Source organism: Bacteroidales bacterium (assembly GCA_035647615.1).
Taxonomy (GTDB): Bacteria; Bacteroidota; Bacteroidia; order Bacteroidales; family 4484-276; genus SABY01.
In genome coordinates this window covers 129,873-144,132 of the sequence record DASRND010000032.1, presented here as the reverse complement: position 1 = coordinate 144,132, position 14,260 = coordinate 129,873, and the positions used below count along the sequence as shown (strand labels likewise).

At 46.4% G+C, this 14,260-nt stretch carries 9 protein-coding genes; 5 read left to right on the top strand and 4 right to left on the bottom strand.

All coding sequences use genetic code 11. The features are described 5' to 3' along the window. Positions 1–47 precede the first annotated feature (47 nt). The 4 genes from VFC92_10500 to VFC92_10485 all read right to left on the bottom strand — a co-directional run bounded on the left by VFC92_10500 (position 48) and on the right by VFC92_10485 (position 5,510). Positions 48–1,898, bottom strand: a complete 1,851-nt coding sequence (locus VFC92_10500) for a pyruvate kinase (protein ID HZK08617.1) — start codon at positions 1,896–1,898, stop codon at positions 48–50. Between the two features lie 81 nt (positions 1,899–1,979). Beyond that, positions 1,980–3,218, bottom strand: coding sequence for a Pycsar system effector family protein (locus VFC92_10495; protein HZK08616.1), 1,239 nt, complete (start codon positions 3,216–3,218; stop codon positions 1,980–1,982). Between the two features lie 2 nt (positions 3,219–3,220). Next, complete coding sequence (locus VFC92_10490; protein HZK08615.1) at positions 3,221–4,537, bottom strand: adenylate/guanylate cyclase domain-containing protein; 1,317 nt, start codon at positions 4,535–4,537, stop codon at positions 3,221–3,223. A 298-nt stretch (positions 4,538–4,835) separates the two neighbouring features. Further along, a complete protein-coding gene (locus tag VFC92_10485) occupies positions 4,836–5,510 on the bottom strand; it encodes a phosphatase PAP2 family protein (protein ID HZK08614.1) in 675 nt (224 codons plus the stop codon). Positions 5,511–5,868: 358 nt separating this feature from the next. Between VFC92_10485 and VFC92_10480 the strand changes: the two genes are divergently transcribed. The 5 genes from VFC92_10480 to VFC92_10460 are packed head-to-tail and all read left to right on the top strand — an operon-like array spanning position 5,869 to position 14,045. Continuing rightward, positions 5,869–8,223, top strand: a complete 2,355-nt coding sequence (locus VFC92_10480; GenBank protein ID HZK08613.1) for a TolC family protein — start codon at positions 5,869–5,871, stop codon at positions 8,221–8,223. Position 8,224: 1 nt separating this feature from the next. Next, a complete protein-coding gene (locus VFC92_10475; protein ID HZK08612.1) occupies positions 8,225–9,430 on the top strand; it encodes an efflux RND transporter periplasmic adaptor subunit in 1,206 nt (401 codons plus the stop codon). 21 nt (positions 9,431–9,451) lie between these two features. Then, positions 9,452–12,592: an efflux RND transporter permease subunit gene (locus tag VFC92_10470; protein ID HZK08611.1), complete on the top strand. Its 3,141-nt coding sequence runs from the start codon at positions 9,452–9,454 to the stop codon at positions 12,590–12,592. 24 nt (positions 12,593–12,616) lie between these two features. Then, positions 12,617–13,459: a metallophosphoesterase gene (locus VFC92_10465; protein HZK08610.1), complete on the top strand. Its 843-nt coding sequence runs from the start codon at positions 12,617–12,619 to the stop codon at positions 13,457–13,459. Next, positions 13,446–14,045: a hypothetical protein gene (locus VFC92_10460; protein ID HZK08609.1), complete on the top strand. Its 600-nt coding sequence runs from the start codon at positions 13,446–13,448 to the stop codon at positions 14,043–14,045. Before VFC92_10465 ends, VFC92_10460 begins: the two co-directional genes overlap by 14 nt. Positions 14,046–14,260 lie beyond the last annotated feature (215 nt).

Sequence of the window (14,260 nt, the reverse complement as noted above, 5' to 3'; positions counted from 1 at the left end):
TATAAACAATACGAACCATCCTATGCAGCGGGCGCAGAGCATAATAACTAAAGCGAGAGTTTTAGATTTTCGACATCCTCCAGCCTGGGAAGCTGCACGCCTGTCTTGTAGTGATTTCTCTGCATCTTTCTCAAGATGCTGTCCAGCGCATCTACTGTTTTTTCGATATACTCACCTTTATTGAGCATCACACATTCGGCGCGCTGTGCCAGTGCAGCATCTGTAATTTCCGAACGGGTAGGGACACCGCTTTTGGCCATCCGCTCCAGCACCTGTGTGGCCCACACGGCCGGCACATGAGCCGCTTCGCCCACGCGCATGATCTCTTCCTGGATAGATGCAAAATCATCCCAACCTGTTTCAACCGCCAGATCGCCGCGGGCAATCATTATTCCTACCGGGAATATCTGCATGGCATGAAGCAATATTTCCGGAAGATTAACAAACCCTTTTCGTGTCTCTATTTTCAGGATAAGACCGGGCTTGGCCTCCTTTTTAGCGATTTCTTCAAGATAGACTTCTACATCGGAGGCCTGGTTTACAAACGACAGGTTTACCACATCGGCCCATTGCGCTACAAAATCGAGGTCTTCTTTGTCTTTTTGAGTCAATCCGCTAACCTTCAAATCACTATCCGGAAAATTAATACCTTTTCCCGCTCTTAGCCTGCTGCCAGTATTTTTGGCGTGCACAATTCTTATACGAAGCTTATCCACCTCTTTTATTTCGATGAAACCTTCTATTTTACCATCATCAAAAAACACGGCTTCACCGGGCACCACATCATCAAATACTTCAGGCAATGTGCACGAAACATGTGCATGTGCAGTAAGTTTCCCATGCTTGTCATATTGGGCAGGCTCGCCGGGCATGGGGCTTTTGTGCAGAATGAGAAGATCATCTTTATGAAGTAAAATGACCTGCTCCAATGGCAACAGCGTACCTACAAGGTCGACCTCTTTGCCGGTTTGTTTCACTTTGCTGAGAATCAGTTCTGTCCCCGTTTTTAAATAAGCAGAATCATAGCATAACCCCCATTTTCCATCACCCTGCTTTCGCTCAATTACAATACTGTTTTTCTTGCCGCGTGCATCAGTAAAACGGATGGTATTTCCCCGTTTTAACTTTTTTACCAAAGCAGGTTCCACCGGAATGATGGCATCGGCTGTTTCATCAGGTGGGAGTAATGTTGGCGGGGCAATCCAGATTCTGGCAGGTTTTGTCACAATGCCTGAGAGGTCGCGTTGGGGCTTGAACCTCAATATTTCGGGGCCGGGCTTCATAATGCCTGTGCGAAGTTTAGGTCCGGCCAGGTCCATCATAATTTTGCAATTTTTTTTGGAGGCTTTGTTGGATTGCTGAATATGGTTTATCATTTTTCCCCATACTTCGGGACTGTCGTGAGCGCAATTTATCCTCGCGCTGTTCATTCCTTTGCGGATCAAACGGTTGATCAGGCCATAATCCTCAGCGGCATCTGTAGGTAACGTCACCATAATCCGTGTCCATCGGTTTTTCGATTGAAAGCCAAATAGCTTCCGGGTGTTTGTCCTGAGTAGTTTTTCGCTTTTCTTTACCGAAATGGGAGCGACCGGCTGCGTCGCATCGGGTGTTCCACGCAGATGGTTTACAATATTTTGTATGGACCGCAGCGAGCTCATCACATGCGCTTCAGCCGAATCCAGACCGGGAAGCCCCAGATGTCTTAAACGCTCCTGCAGCTTTTCAATCTCAAAACTTCTAAGCGCCAGATAATGCACCAGATTGAGCGCGCTTTCGCGATACAGCGGATGCACCCGACCGATCAACTCCTGGTGCATGATTTCCATTTCATGGGTTTTGGCGATGATTTCTGCAATTTGATCACTGATGTGCTGAAGTTTATCTTGTGTGTTCATCTTACTTGAGTTTTAATTTTATTAATATTAAAAAATACACCAACAACTGATTTGGCGGGGGCATCCTCCGCTACGCCTTATTTAAACCGGTAAAAAAACCAGCAGAAAAGCGATGACAGAAACTACTATTCCCACCATAAATATATTGTAGGCCCAACGCAGGAGCTTGTACTTTTTGGCCAACACTTTCCCCAGAAGGTACTGATCCTTGATCATGGCGGTGTAAAGATACTTATCGTCGTCGATCATGGCATTCAGAGCCTCTTCATATTCCGGCAAAGGCATGTTGTAGAAATTCCCGAAAAAAAGAAGATTTACCTTTTTGTGTTCAATATCCTCCTGGGTAAACTTCCCTTTAGAAATGTGGGGGCGCGTAGACAAGATAGCCAACACTATGGTTGACAAACTGAAAACAAGAAAAATAATGGTGGGGAAGATGATGGCCGGGTCTTCCTTAAATTTGCTTACCAATGCGGCCAGCCCCAGAGAAATAATGATGCCGTTGAGCGAAATCAGGATATTGGATTTGTTGTCGGCAATAGAGCTTAGATTTATCTGGGTGCGGGCGGTAAGTCTGAGCATGGAGTCTGCACCACGTGAATAGGTATTTTTGCCAATTACCTTTTTCTCCTTCTTTTTCTTTTTCTTTTCCTGTTCTTTTCCCTGTTCTTTTCCCTGTTCCTTTTCCTGTTCCTTTTCCTTTTTCTTTTCCTTTTCGCCACGTTTCTTCACCGATGCTTGCAGGGCTTCAAGATTCCTGGCCTTGGTCTCCGATAGTTCATTGCGCCCATAGTTTGTATAAAAACTATGGTCAAGGAACATCTTTACCGATTCCTCTTCAAATTCGCGCTTTTTTATTGTCCGCACGCCGGCATCGTTCCATTCTTTGCGTATCCGATCAGCATATTCGGGATAGTTTTCTTTTCCCAGGTGCATGAAATCGGCATCGCGCAAAGCTTTTTCAATTTTATTAGCCGGCTTTTGGGTAGAGATGGTTGCCCTGATACAATCGGCCACCAGATCGATAAGATCCGCAGTCACTTGTTCCTTTTTTAAAAATACGGAGGCAATTTTCACGCTCTCTTCCTCATGTTGCAAATATTTCACGGTGTAGCCGGTGTCGTGAAACCAGGCGGCTGCTTTAAGAATGCTTAGTTCATCATCGTTGAAATTTTCATGTTTTGCAATAAGCTCCGCGTTTTTCACCACCTCACGCGTGTGATCAATATTATGATACACAAGATAAGGCGGTGTTTTTTTAATCAGGAGTTCGCTTACAAACTCCTCGATTTCTAATAATAGCGATGCGTCTATTTTCATGACTATTTAGATTTATGTTCTTCGTAATTATTTTCGAGATACCTGTAAATGGAAAAAAGCTTGTTACTTCCTTTTACCATTGTGAGCTCTGCTGAATCAAAGTTTTTCTTTTCGGCCTCGTTCAGCCGATCGAATACCTCCTCAGAAATAAGCAACTGCGAGTGGTGCTTTTTGTTGAGCTGCTCGATGCGTGAAGCGATAATCACCACGTTGCCGGTAATGGAGTATTGCTTACGCAACGAGGAACCAATATTTCCGATAATTGCTTCGCCATAGTGTATGCCTATGCCCACACGAGTATCGGGCAAATTGCCGGTGGCCAGTTCGCTTTTCAGTTCAGCAATAATTTCGGTGGCTGCTAAAACTGCATCGCTGGCTGTGTTTCCTCTTGAAACCGGTGCACCGAAAGTAGCCATAAAGCCATCGCCCACAAATTGATTGATGACCCCATGGTGTTCTTCAACGATTCGTATCATAAAACAAAACAAGTCGTTGAGATAGGTTACTACCTCCTCAGGCTGATGATTCTCGACGAAAGGAGTGAAATTTCGGATGTCAAGAAACATGACACTAACATTTTTCTTTATCCCGGCCAGTTCATCCTTTTTCTCAAGAATGCTGTTGGCAATTTGCTGAGAAATTTGTTGGCCAAAAAGGTCGATAATTTCATTTTTCTCATTTAACACCTGTAGTGATTTTTGCTCCTTTCTTTTAATCAAATCGGCAACAAAGCCGGCGGCAATACCCGTGATAAGCATGATGATGCCCTGCCCGAAATATTGCATCCCTGTCAAACTGAGAGCCTCCGCCTCCGGTATGGAGCCTCCGGCACGATACGTTGAATAATAAATGGAAATCCCGACAAATTCAAGCGCTGCAAGCGTACCCGTGAACACCGATAATTTGAAACTGAACCGCAGGGTAGAAAGCACAATGAAAATAAAATAGGTGAGTGTGGCCGGAGTTTGCAAAATCGTTGTCTGCCTTGTGTACTCAACTATAAAAATCAATAAAAAACTGAGCAGAGTGATTTCTGAAAATGCATTGAAATAACCAAAAACTCTGGGGTTTAAAAAAAACCGTTTGCGCATTTTTAACAACAGATAATGAATCAACACTTCGTAAACAATGAGCAAAACGGTAAAAATAAGTATGGCGTAAATGGCAATGTAACTCTCGAATATCTGCAGGTACGCCTCCTGGTAAAGCGAATAATTAATAATTAGAACCACAGCTTCTAGCGAAAGCAGTCCGACGAGAATAAGCGCCCGCAGCCGCTCACTTTTAAACATCTCGGCATTAAATTGATCTTCCAGCATATTTTCCTGACCCTGCATTGCAAATAAATTTGAAATTCGATACAAAGTTAGTGAACATTCACTATGGCAATGAATTATTTTGCATTTTTTAGCTTTTCTCTATCTGTACCCATCCCCTGCCTTTCCACACCAGTTGGCTCAGGAGTTAGTTGGGGTCTTGTAAGTTGCCAGCTAACAATAGATGATAAAAGAACCCAAAGAGTTACATTTTTTCAATCATTTAAAAAATATGCCATCGATAACCGCCAACTTGTACTGAGAAATCTTATAAATTTATCCGCACAGCAGAGATTTTTCCCTACATCTCCAGAACGAATGTCACGCCACTATAATCACCAAAAAATGGCACCACAGAATAATTTTTCTCTTTCTTGATTTTGTGAAGGTGAGGGATGAGAATGCCTGTGGTAGCGCCTATGACCAGGCCGGTGATTGCATCGGTGGGAAAATGTTTGCTGGCACGCATGCGGAAATATCCTACAAAAACCGGAGGAATTAATGCAGCGGCAAAAAGCCAATACTTTTTGTTGCCAAGCTCGGGGTGGTAATCGGAATAGACCTTGGCGGTAAAGAATGATGCGCCGGCAGTCCAGGAAGTGTGACCACTAAAAAAGGAATCGCGGCTGCCACCTCCTAACTTCATATCCAATCCAAAACCGGGATTGTACACATACGGCCGGATTCGATTGTGCGTCATGGGGCCGCCCCAAAGATACAAATGCCCTCCAAGCGCCTGCGTTTCGAGGTAGATACAAAGTATGGACAGCCAATCTTTTCTTATTTGTTCATCAAAAACCAACAGGGCAGGCAGAGCCAGCGAAATATTCATTCCGATATCTGAGATCAGTTGTGCAGAATGGTAGTTGCCCGGGGTTTGATAAGTGGCCTGGCGGTCAAACAACCAAATATCACGACGCTGAAGGCTGAAGATCGTAGCTGAATCAAGACGAGATTTGTCTTTTAATAAACCCAAGCCCCCAATAGTTTAGCCCATATCCGACAGCCGTTGCGGCAACTTCCCATTTGTAATTAAACCGATACACCTTTTCATGTTCCCGGTTTTGGGCTTTCGCGGAAATGCTTGTTAAAAGCACCATAAAAAGCGGAATGAATCTCCTCAACATTATTGGTATGTGTTTGCTTTCAATTTAAACCCATTAGAAGTAACTTTTGCTTGCAGCACTTATTTCTGTTTTAATGAAATTATTGTTTTTTATGAAAAAAGTTTTCGTTGCATTTGTTAGGTTAGTGAACATTTACTTACTTTGCAGCTTTAATGGATATAAAACAAAAATTTCAGATAGCAAACGATCAATTCAAATCGACAAAAGATGAATAAAATCAGCTTTTTATTATACATGGTGCTGGCACTTCTTGTTGCCCGGACAGCTACGCAAGCACAGGTGCCGATAAAAATCGGGATCAGCAAAGATGCCGCTACCGGGGAGTTTGAAACGTTGGCGCAGGAGATAAAATCAGAAATTGAAGCACTGGCACAAGCGCGTGGCGGAGTTAAGTTCAGGGAGCTAAGTGCCGAATGGCAGGCAGACAAGATAAACGAAAACCTTCGGGAACTTCTCGACGATCCTGAAACGGACATTGTTATTACCCTGGGCTTCCTCTCTTCCGATGCTGCCGCGCATCTGCCCTCCTACCCCAAACCGGTGATTGCTGCTACTTCGCTCGACCGCGAGCTTCAAGGCTTGACCCTGCAGGCCGACAGCAGCAGCGGTATTACGAACTTTTCCTACACCCCCTCGATGATCAAGCTGAAAAACGATATGCGTGCTTTTTACGACATGTTTGGGTTTAGCCATCTTGCCGTACTCGTTCCCGAACCGCTTTATACCAACTTCCAGCCGCTCCGGCAGTTTTTATCACAGCACGATCAGGGCTTTAATGTTTCCTTTATTCCGGTGGAAGCCGGCATGGAGAATATCCTTTCGGAAATGCCTGCAAGCGTTGATGCTGCCTTTGTTCTTCCGATGATACAAAACACACCTGTGGAAATAGCAGCACTTTTTGCGGAGCTTAACCAGCGGCAAGTTCCATCGCTTGCGGTGAGCGGCCCCAGTGATTTGACACTCGGTGCAAGCGTAACTTTCACACCACAATTCACCCTTTTGCAAATGGCGCGCGAGGTGGCTTTGCGGGTATTAAAAGTGAGCGAGGGCACCAACTTGTCTGAAATACCGGTAAGCCGCAACGGCAGCAAACGCACTCCCGTTGTAAATATGGAAAGCCTGCGACAAACAGGAAAATTCCCGGTAAATTGGCAGCAGTTGGAAAATGCAGTGCTTATAAACGTCGAGAAAATGCCGGGCGAAACGATGGAGTTGCGGCAGGCCATTGCGCAGGCGCTGGAGAATAACCTTCAGGGAAAAATTACCGACCAGGATTTGCTGATGGCGCAAAAAGAAGTACGCATTGCCAAAGCCAACGTCTTGCCGCAGGTAGAGGTCTCAGCTTCCGCATTGCAACTGAGCCAGAACCTTGTGGATGTTTCTATGGGGCAGCGTGGCGAATTTACACTTTCCGGCTCCGCCTCGCTACGGCAAGTAATCTGGTCAGAGGCTGCATTTGGTAATATCGCGCTTAAAAAACTGGCCGCCGAATACGAGCAGCACGCAAGCCGGCAAACCATGCTCGACATTGTTTCGGATGTTTCGGGTGCATACATTTCGTTGCTCTTTAACAGGAATAATCTTCAAATTAAAAATGAAAATGTATATGCCTCTCTACAAAACCTTGAATTAGCAAAGGCAAAGGAGCAAAGTGGCGAAGGCGGCATTTCAGATGTAAACCGCTGGACTACCGAAGTAAGCATTAGCAAAATGGAGCTGAACGATGCCCAGGCCGGCTATAGAGCTGCTATGTACCAGCTTAATGAATTACTAAACCATCCCATTGGTAACACCATCGCCACCCCCGACTCTTCCGAAATCGATAGAACCATTGTGCCCGATCAAAACATTTTGGCACTCTATTTCAGCAATCCGGATTTGACGGAAAAATACGCCAGCTTCCTCATCAGCGAGATGCACACCTGGTCGCCGGAACTACAGCAGGTTCTTACCGCTGGCGAAATAGTGGATCGAAAAAAGTCGATGCAGATCAGGCAGTTGTTTGTTCCCGAGGTGGCTTTGTTTGGCCAGGCCGACCAGGCTTTTGTTCGCGAGGGCACCCGGCCAATTTCCGGCCTGCCCGTTCCGCCGCCACCCGACGACATCACCTGGCATCTCGGAGTGAAGATGAGCATTCCACTGTTTGAGGGTGGACGCAAAAGGGCAGAAGTGCAACGCACCACCATCGAACAGGAAAAAATAGGTTGGCAGAAGGACGACCTTCTCAACAAGATCGAGAAAGGCCTCCGCTCAAACGTACAGCTTCTAAAAGCTTCGTACAAAGAACTGGAGCTTGCACAACAGGCTGCACGCGCTGCCCAGGATAATTACAAAATAGTTCAGGATGCGTATGCCCAGGGCGTGACTTCTGTAGTACAGCTTATCGATGCCCAAAATGTAATGACACGTTCAAAATACATGGCGGCAAGTGCTTATTATCAATACATCCTTGACTACATCAAAACCGAGCGCATGCAGGGAAGGTTTGGTTTTTTAACTGATAAAACAGAACAACAGGAATATTCCAACCGCTTATTTAATAATTTAAACAAAGAATACTAAAATGAAATATTCATCCAAACATTTGAACACCCGTAAAAATGAAATAAATTTCATTCAGGCATTTCTGCCGCACATCGAAGCAGGCAGGCTGGCGGGAATAGGTATTAATAGACAGATAAAAAGATCGTTTTTCATCGCATTGATGGTGGCTTTTGCGGCGGGCTGCGCTCACAAAGAGAGTAACGAAGAGGCTATCCGCCCGGTCTATTTTCAGAAAGTGGATAGAAATGCCATCACCGAAACCCGCTCTTTCTCAGGAGTGGCACAACCCCGGGACGAGGCCAAACTCAGTTTTAAAGTTGGCGGCACTATACAGGAAATAGCAGTGCAACTGGGCGATACCGTAAAAAAAGGAAAACAGATTGCCCGCCTGGATTTTACGGATTACCGCATCAACTACAACAAAGCGGTGGCTTCGCTAAAAAATGCTGAGGTACAGCAAACAACTGCTAAATCAGCTTTTCTGCGGATAGAAAACCTGTATGCCGGCAACAACGCCTCGCTAAATGATTATGAAAAGGCAAAAGCGCAATACGAATCAGCACAGGCAATGGCCGAAACTGCAAGCGAACAGGTAAAGGCAGCCCAAAAACAATTGGATTATACCCGCCTCGATGCTCCCTACACAGGAACGGTTTCGGCTATTTTTGCCAAGGAAAACGAAATGGCTGGCGCAGGCCATCCGGTGGTGGCATTTTCGTCCATCCAAACCATCGAGGTGCAAACGGCAGTACCCGAAAACATAATAGGCCGGATAAGCCAGGGAATGGAAGTTACAGTACAATTCTCCACCCTTCCCGGCAAATCATTCCCCGGAAAAATTTCCGAGGTGAGTAGTGGCTCCCCGGGTTCTTCATCCTATCCTGTAATTGTACAATTGAGCGGGGAAACTTCTGCACAGGTATTTTCAGGAATGACCGGCACGGTAAACATTCCGCTGAAAGACAAGAACCGTCAAACTTCTATCATAATTAGCCCCGATGCAGTAAGTCACGACCAAAATGGTGACTTCGTATATCTGGCTCAGCCAACTAACGAAGAAGGCTTTTACATTGCCACCAGGCGAAATATGAAGCCGGGCGAACTAAGTCCGGCAGGTTATGAGATTAACGAAGGACTCAACACCGGTGACATTGTCATTACAGCCGGCATCCGGTTTTTGTATGAAGGCAGAAAAGTAAAACTACTCGACGATAATGATTTTTAAAAAATTTATATCCAGGACGCCATGAACCTTACAAAAATCACATTAAATAATAACCGTATTACCATCACCATCTTTCTGATTGTTGGCATCATCGGCATCTACAACTACTTCAAGCTGGAGCGCGACAGCATGCCGCCCTATACCATCCGCGTGGCCACAGTGGTTACCAAATATCCCGGCGCCGATCCACTGGAAGTGGAAGCACTGGTCACCGATCCACTCGAAGAGGTGATACGTGAGATGTCTGAAATAAAAACCATCAGCAGCGAGTCGCGCGCCGGGCTCTCGGTGATTACCATTGAGCTGGTGGTGCAGGTAAGCAACAAAGAACTTCAGCCGGTGTGGGAACGCCTGCGCAACAAAGTGGAAGACCTCAAACCGCAGCTCCCGCCAGGTATTTATGGGCCGGTGGTAAAAGATGAAGATATCGGCACGGTGTTCGGCATCATCCTCGGCGTAACGGGCGATGGCGTGCCCTACAACCAGCTGGAAGATTACGCCAAAAACATTCGTGATGAGCTGCTCCTGCTACCCGATGCAGCAAAAATAAAATACGGAGGAGTGCAGGACGAACGCATTTTTATCGAATTTGACGACAAACAACTCTCGCGCTATGGCCTGAATGCAATGCAGCTAAAAAACATTCTTTCGGCCACCAACATTCTTTTCCCGGGGGGCGAAATCAATGTGGGATGCAAGCGGATAGATCTGGAACCGTCGGGTAATTTCAAATCGCTGGACGACCTGAAAAAAATCCTGATACCCACCTCGTCAGGGACGGTAGTATTTCTGGAAGATATTACTACCCGTATTTACCGCGACTATGTAAGCCCACGCGAGAAGATTGTAAAAATCAACGGGCAACCGGCTATCGCCCTGTTTATATCGTTGAAGGATGGAGCCAACATCGTGCGCCTGGGCCAGCAGGTTGACAAAGCCATTCCTCGCATCAACAGCAACCTTCCGTTGGGAATAGAGGTGGTGCGTTCTGCCTCACAGGATCAGGTGGTCAACAGACAGGTCACCGATTTTCTGAAAAACCTGGTACAGAGTATCCTTATTGTGTTGGCTGTGATGCTTTTCTTTCTGGGCTTCCGCACGGGCATGCTGGTGGCAGCGCTGCTTCCCATGGTCATTCTTTTTACCTTCTTTTTCCTGGGGGTACTCGATTTGGGATTAAATAAAGTATCGCTGGCAGCGCTGATTATTTCGCTAGGTCTTCTGGTAGATAACGGAATTGTTATGTCAGAATCTATCTTGGTGAGCATGGACAAGGGCATGGGCAAGTTCGAAGCTATGATCTACTCCTGCAAAGTTTTGTTAGTTCCGCTGCTCATTTCGACGCTCACCACTTCCTCGGCTTTTTTGCCCTTTGCACTGGCCGAAACACCTATGGGCGAAATTTCGTCGCCCCTGTTTTGGGTAGTGAGTCTTACGCTGCTCAGCTCGTGGTTTCTAACATTTACCCTGATCCCATTGCTTGCTATGGCTATTGTAAAAGATAACTCGAAAAATATGAGGAAAAAGGAGAATGCGGTCGACCGGAATATGAGAAACATAAACTTATGGTACAACGGCGTGCTGTTTCGCGTACTAAAAAATCCTTATCCTTTTTTGGGAATGATTGCCGCGCTATTTGTGGCCGCGCTGCTTTCTATGCAATTGCTGCCATTTAAACTGGTGCCCGACAGCGACCGCAACTTAGTGACCGTGGACATCAAATTTCCGCAAGGCACACAAATCGGATATACAGAAATGGCAGTGGCAGATATTGGCATTTTTATCCTGGATGAGCTTCTGGTGGACCCTGAAAAAACAGATGAACCCGGAGTATTGGATTTCTCATCATTTATTGGCGAAGGCCCCGAACCTTACGATTTGGGATATTTTAAAAATGAGGCCAACTCCAACTATGCGCATCTGCTGCTCAACACCACCGGCGACCGCGACAACGATTATATTATTGCCAAAGTGGACAGCTTTTGTATCAATCACATCCCCGATGCCGACATCCGTGTAAACCGACTTACTGGTGCCGGCGCTTCAGGCACGCCGGTCGAAATACGCATCTCGGGAAACGACCCCGAACGGTTAGCAGCTATAGCCGAAACGGTGAAAACAAAACTCGTGACCACCAGGGGAGCCAAAAACATTACCGACGACTGGGGCCCGAAAACCAAAAAACTAATTGTGGACATCGATCCTTTTAAAGCCAAACGTGCCGGCCTCACCAACATGGAGATAGCCATGGCGCTTCATGCCGGCCTCTCAGGAATGAAGATCGACGACTTCCGCGACACCGACGAGCGCATCCCCATTTTTATGAAAAGTGGCAATAGTGATGAGCACGATATCGCATCAGTGGAAGCCTACAACATCTGGTCGGCGGCCACCGGACAAAATGTAACGCTGTCGCAGGTGGCTGATGTGCGGGTAGATTGGCAGTTTTCCAAATATATCCGCAAAGATCTTTTACGCACCATGACCGTAGGTGCTTATCTGCAACCGGGCTACAATGCAGCGGATGTTTTTGAAGAGATCGGCCCGTGGATGAAGGAACAAAAAGCCTCCTGGGATTATGGCTACGATTACGTATTTGGTGGCGAAGATGAAGACACCAATGAAAACCTCGGCGCCATATTTTCACGCCTGCCGCTGGCATTTTTCCTTATCATGATTTTGCTGGTGCTCCAGTTCAACTCCATACGCAAAGCCACCATCATTATTCTGGCCATTCCGCTGGGCATGATCGGAGCGATAGCCGGCTGGTTTATTGGCGGCTCGTTCGTGAGTTTCTTTGGCGTGCTGGGCATCATTGCCCTGGCCGGGATAGTGGTAAACAATGCCATTATCCTCATCGACCGCATCGACGTGGAGATTGCCGAGAACCCCGACGTGGACCGGCGCGATGCCATCCTTTTGGCGGCGCACAACCGGTTCAGGCCGATATTGCTCACCACCCTCACCACCTCACTGGGCATGTTGCCGCTGCTCTTTGGCGGCGGACTGCTCTGGGAACCGCTAACGCTGGCCATCATATTCGGGCTTTTCTTCGCAACTATCATCACTCTGTTTTTCGTGCCGGTGGTTTATCGTCTGTTTTTTAAAGTCTCTTTTAAAAATTATGATTTTAATAAAAAATGTTGGAGCGCTGATAGCTAATTTTTATAACAAAGGAGATGCATCATGTTGAATTGGGAAACATCCGGGAAGGTTCAAATCAGGAAGCTGGTAATTATCGCGGCTGCCCTTGGCTGCCTGATGCTGACCTCCTCGTGCAGCGATCTTTTTGACTACTCTCCCTACCTCATCGATTTTGATGATGCAAATACCGATGTGAATCGAAAAAATATTGATCGGTTAAAAAACAAGGCTGCCACCGACACCATCACCATTGCATTTACCGGCGACACGCACAACTACTTTGATGAGCTGCACGATTTTGTTGAGAAAGTAAACAGCGATTCCCGAATTGATTTTGTATTTCATGTGGGCGATATCGCAGACTTTGGTTTGCCAAAACAGTATCTGTGGGGCAACGACTATTTGTCTAAATTAAAAGTTCCTTACCTGGTGGCCATTGGCAACCACGATTTGGTGAGCAATGGCAAAGACGCTTACGAGGTGATGTTTGGCGCATTGGATTTCAGCTTCGTTTATCAGCGCATCCGGTTTATCTTTTTGAACACCAACAGCCGTGAATTTGCCTTTAACCAGCAAGTGCCCGACCTTGCCTGGCTTGCAGAGCGTTTACAGCCTTCCAACAATTTTGATAAAGCTGTAATCATTTGCCATGTGCCGCCCGATGATGGCGATTTCGATTCAAATCTGATAAACGAATTTTACGCGACAATCGCTCAAAACAAAAATGTCGTTATGCTGGTGCATGGGCATCAGCACCATCATGAGGTATATTTCCCGATGGCCGACAGCATCCCGTTCGTGAATGTGTTTGGCGTCGAACACCGGAAGACGACAATCATAAAAATCATCGACAACCAAATACTAATCGACAATGCGGCCTTTTAAACATCTGATGTTTCTGCTATTTGGATTGGCGCTGTTTACAGCGACCGACGCACAGACGCTGTCGCCGAAAGCCGACCTGCTGCTCCCGGATTATGTAAAATTGCAATACGCTGGTGGCATCGGGTTTTTGTCGGCAGGAGTGGGCTACGCTTTTATTAACGATCGCCTGGACGTAACGTTTTTCTATGGCTATATTCCGGCGCAACTGCACACCAAAACGCTGCACAGCGTGAGTTTACAATTCACGGCAAAACTGATTAAAATCCCTTTGCGGGGAAATTATCAACTGCTGCCGCTCAATTTCGGATGGTTTATCCACCACACCATGGGCGACGAATACTGGATAAAACTCCCGTCGCGATACCCGTCGCAATATTATTGGTGGTCGCCGGGACGTACGGCAGGAATTTTTGTGGGTGGTGAAATAAAAACACCCTGGCTGCGGTCGAAGGTACCCGCGTCGGGCATTGCTTTGTATGCAAGGGTGGGCACCCGCGGATTGTATCTGGCAACCAAAGTTGGCAACAGCTCGCTGCCGTTATCAGAAATTATCGAGCTGGGATTTGGAATTGCCTTGTACCGTTGACATTTGGTAGTTGTTCAATATTTGAATAATTGCGGTGCGGATTGCTTCATTTTTCGCCTCACCCCCGACCCCTCTTTAATTGGAGAATGGAGCACTTCTGCGAGGCGGTAGGGTTGTTTAAACGAAGCGCGATGCTTTGGTTTTCGCATTTTTGTTTTGAAAAAGAGCCGCCTTTCCGCCAGTTGGAAAAGAAGGGTCCGGGATGGGGCATTGAA

What these genes read in the sequence shown, in the direction of transcription:
- VFC92_10500 (HZK08617.1), bottom strand. Translation starts at nt 1,898, where the DNA reads ATGAACACACAAGATAAACTTCAGCACATCAGTGATCAAATTGCAGAA.
- VFC92_10495 (HZK08616.1), bottom strand. Translation starts at nt 3,218, where the DNA reads ATGAAAATAGACGCATCGCTATTATTAGAAATCGAGGAGTTTGTAAGC.
- VFC92_10490 (HZK08615.1), bottom strand. Translation starts at nt 4,537, where the DNA reads ATGCTGGAAGATCAATTTAATGCCGAGATGTTTAAAAGTGAGCGGCTG.
- VFC92_10480 (HZK08613.1), top strand. Translation starts at nt 5,869, where the DNA reads ATGAATAAAATCAGCTTTTTATTATACATGGTGCTGGCACTTCTTGTT.
- VFC92_10475 (HZK08612.1), top strand. Translation starts at nt 8,225, where the DNA reads ATGAAATATTCATCCAAACATTTGAACACCCGTAAAAATGAAATAAAT.
- VFC92_10470 (HZK08611.1), top strand. Translation starts at nt 9,452, where the DNA reads ATGAACCTTACAAAAATCACATTAAATAATAACCGTATTACCATCACC.
- VFC92_10465 (HZK08610.1), top strand. Translation starts at nt 12,617, where the DNA reads ATGTTGAATTGGGAAACATCCGGGAAGGTTCAAATCAGGAAGCTGGTA.
- VFC92_10460 (HZK08609.1), top strand. Translation starts at nt 13,446, where the DNA reads ATGCGGCCTTTTAAACATCTGATGTTTCTGCTATTTGGATTGGCGCTG.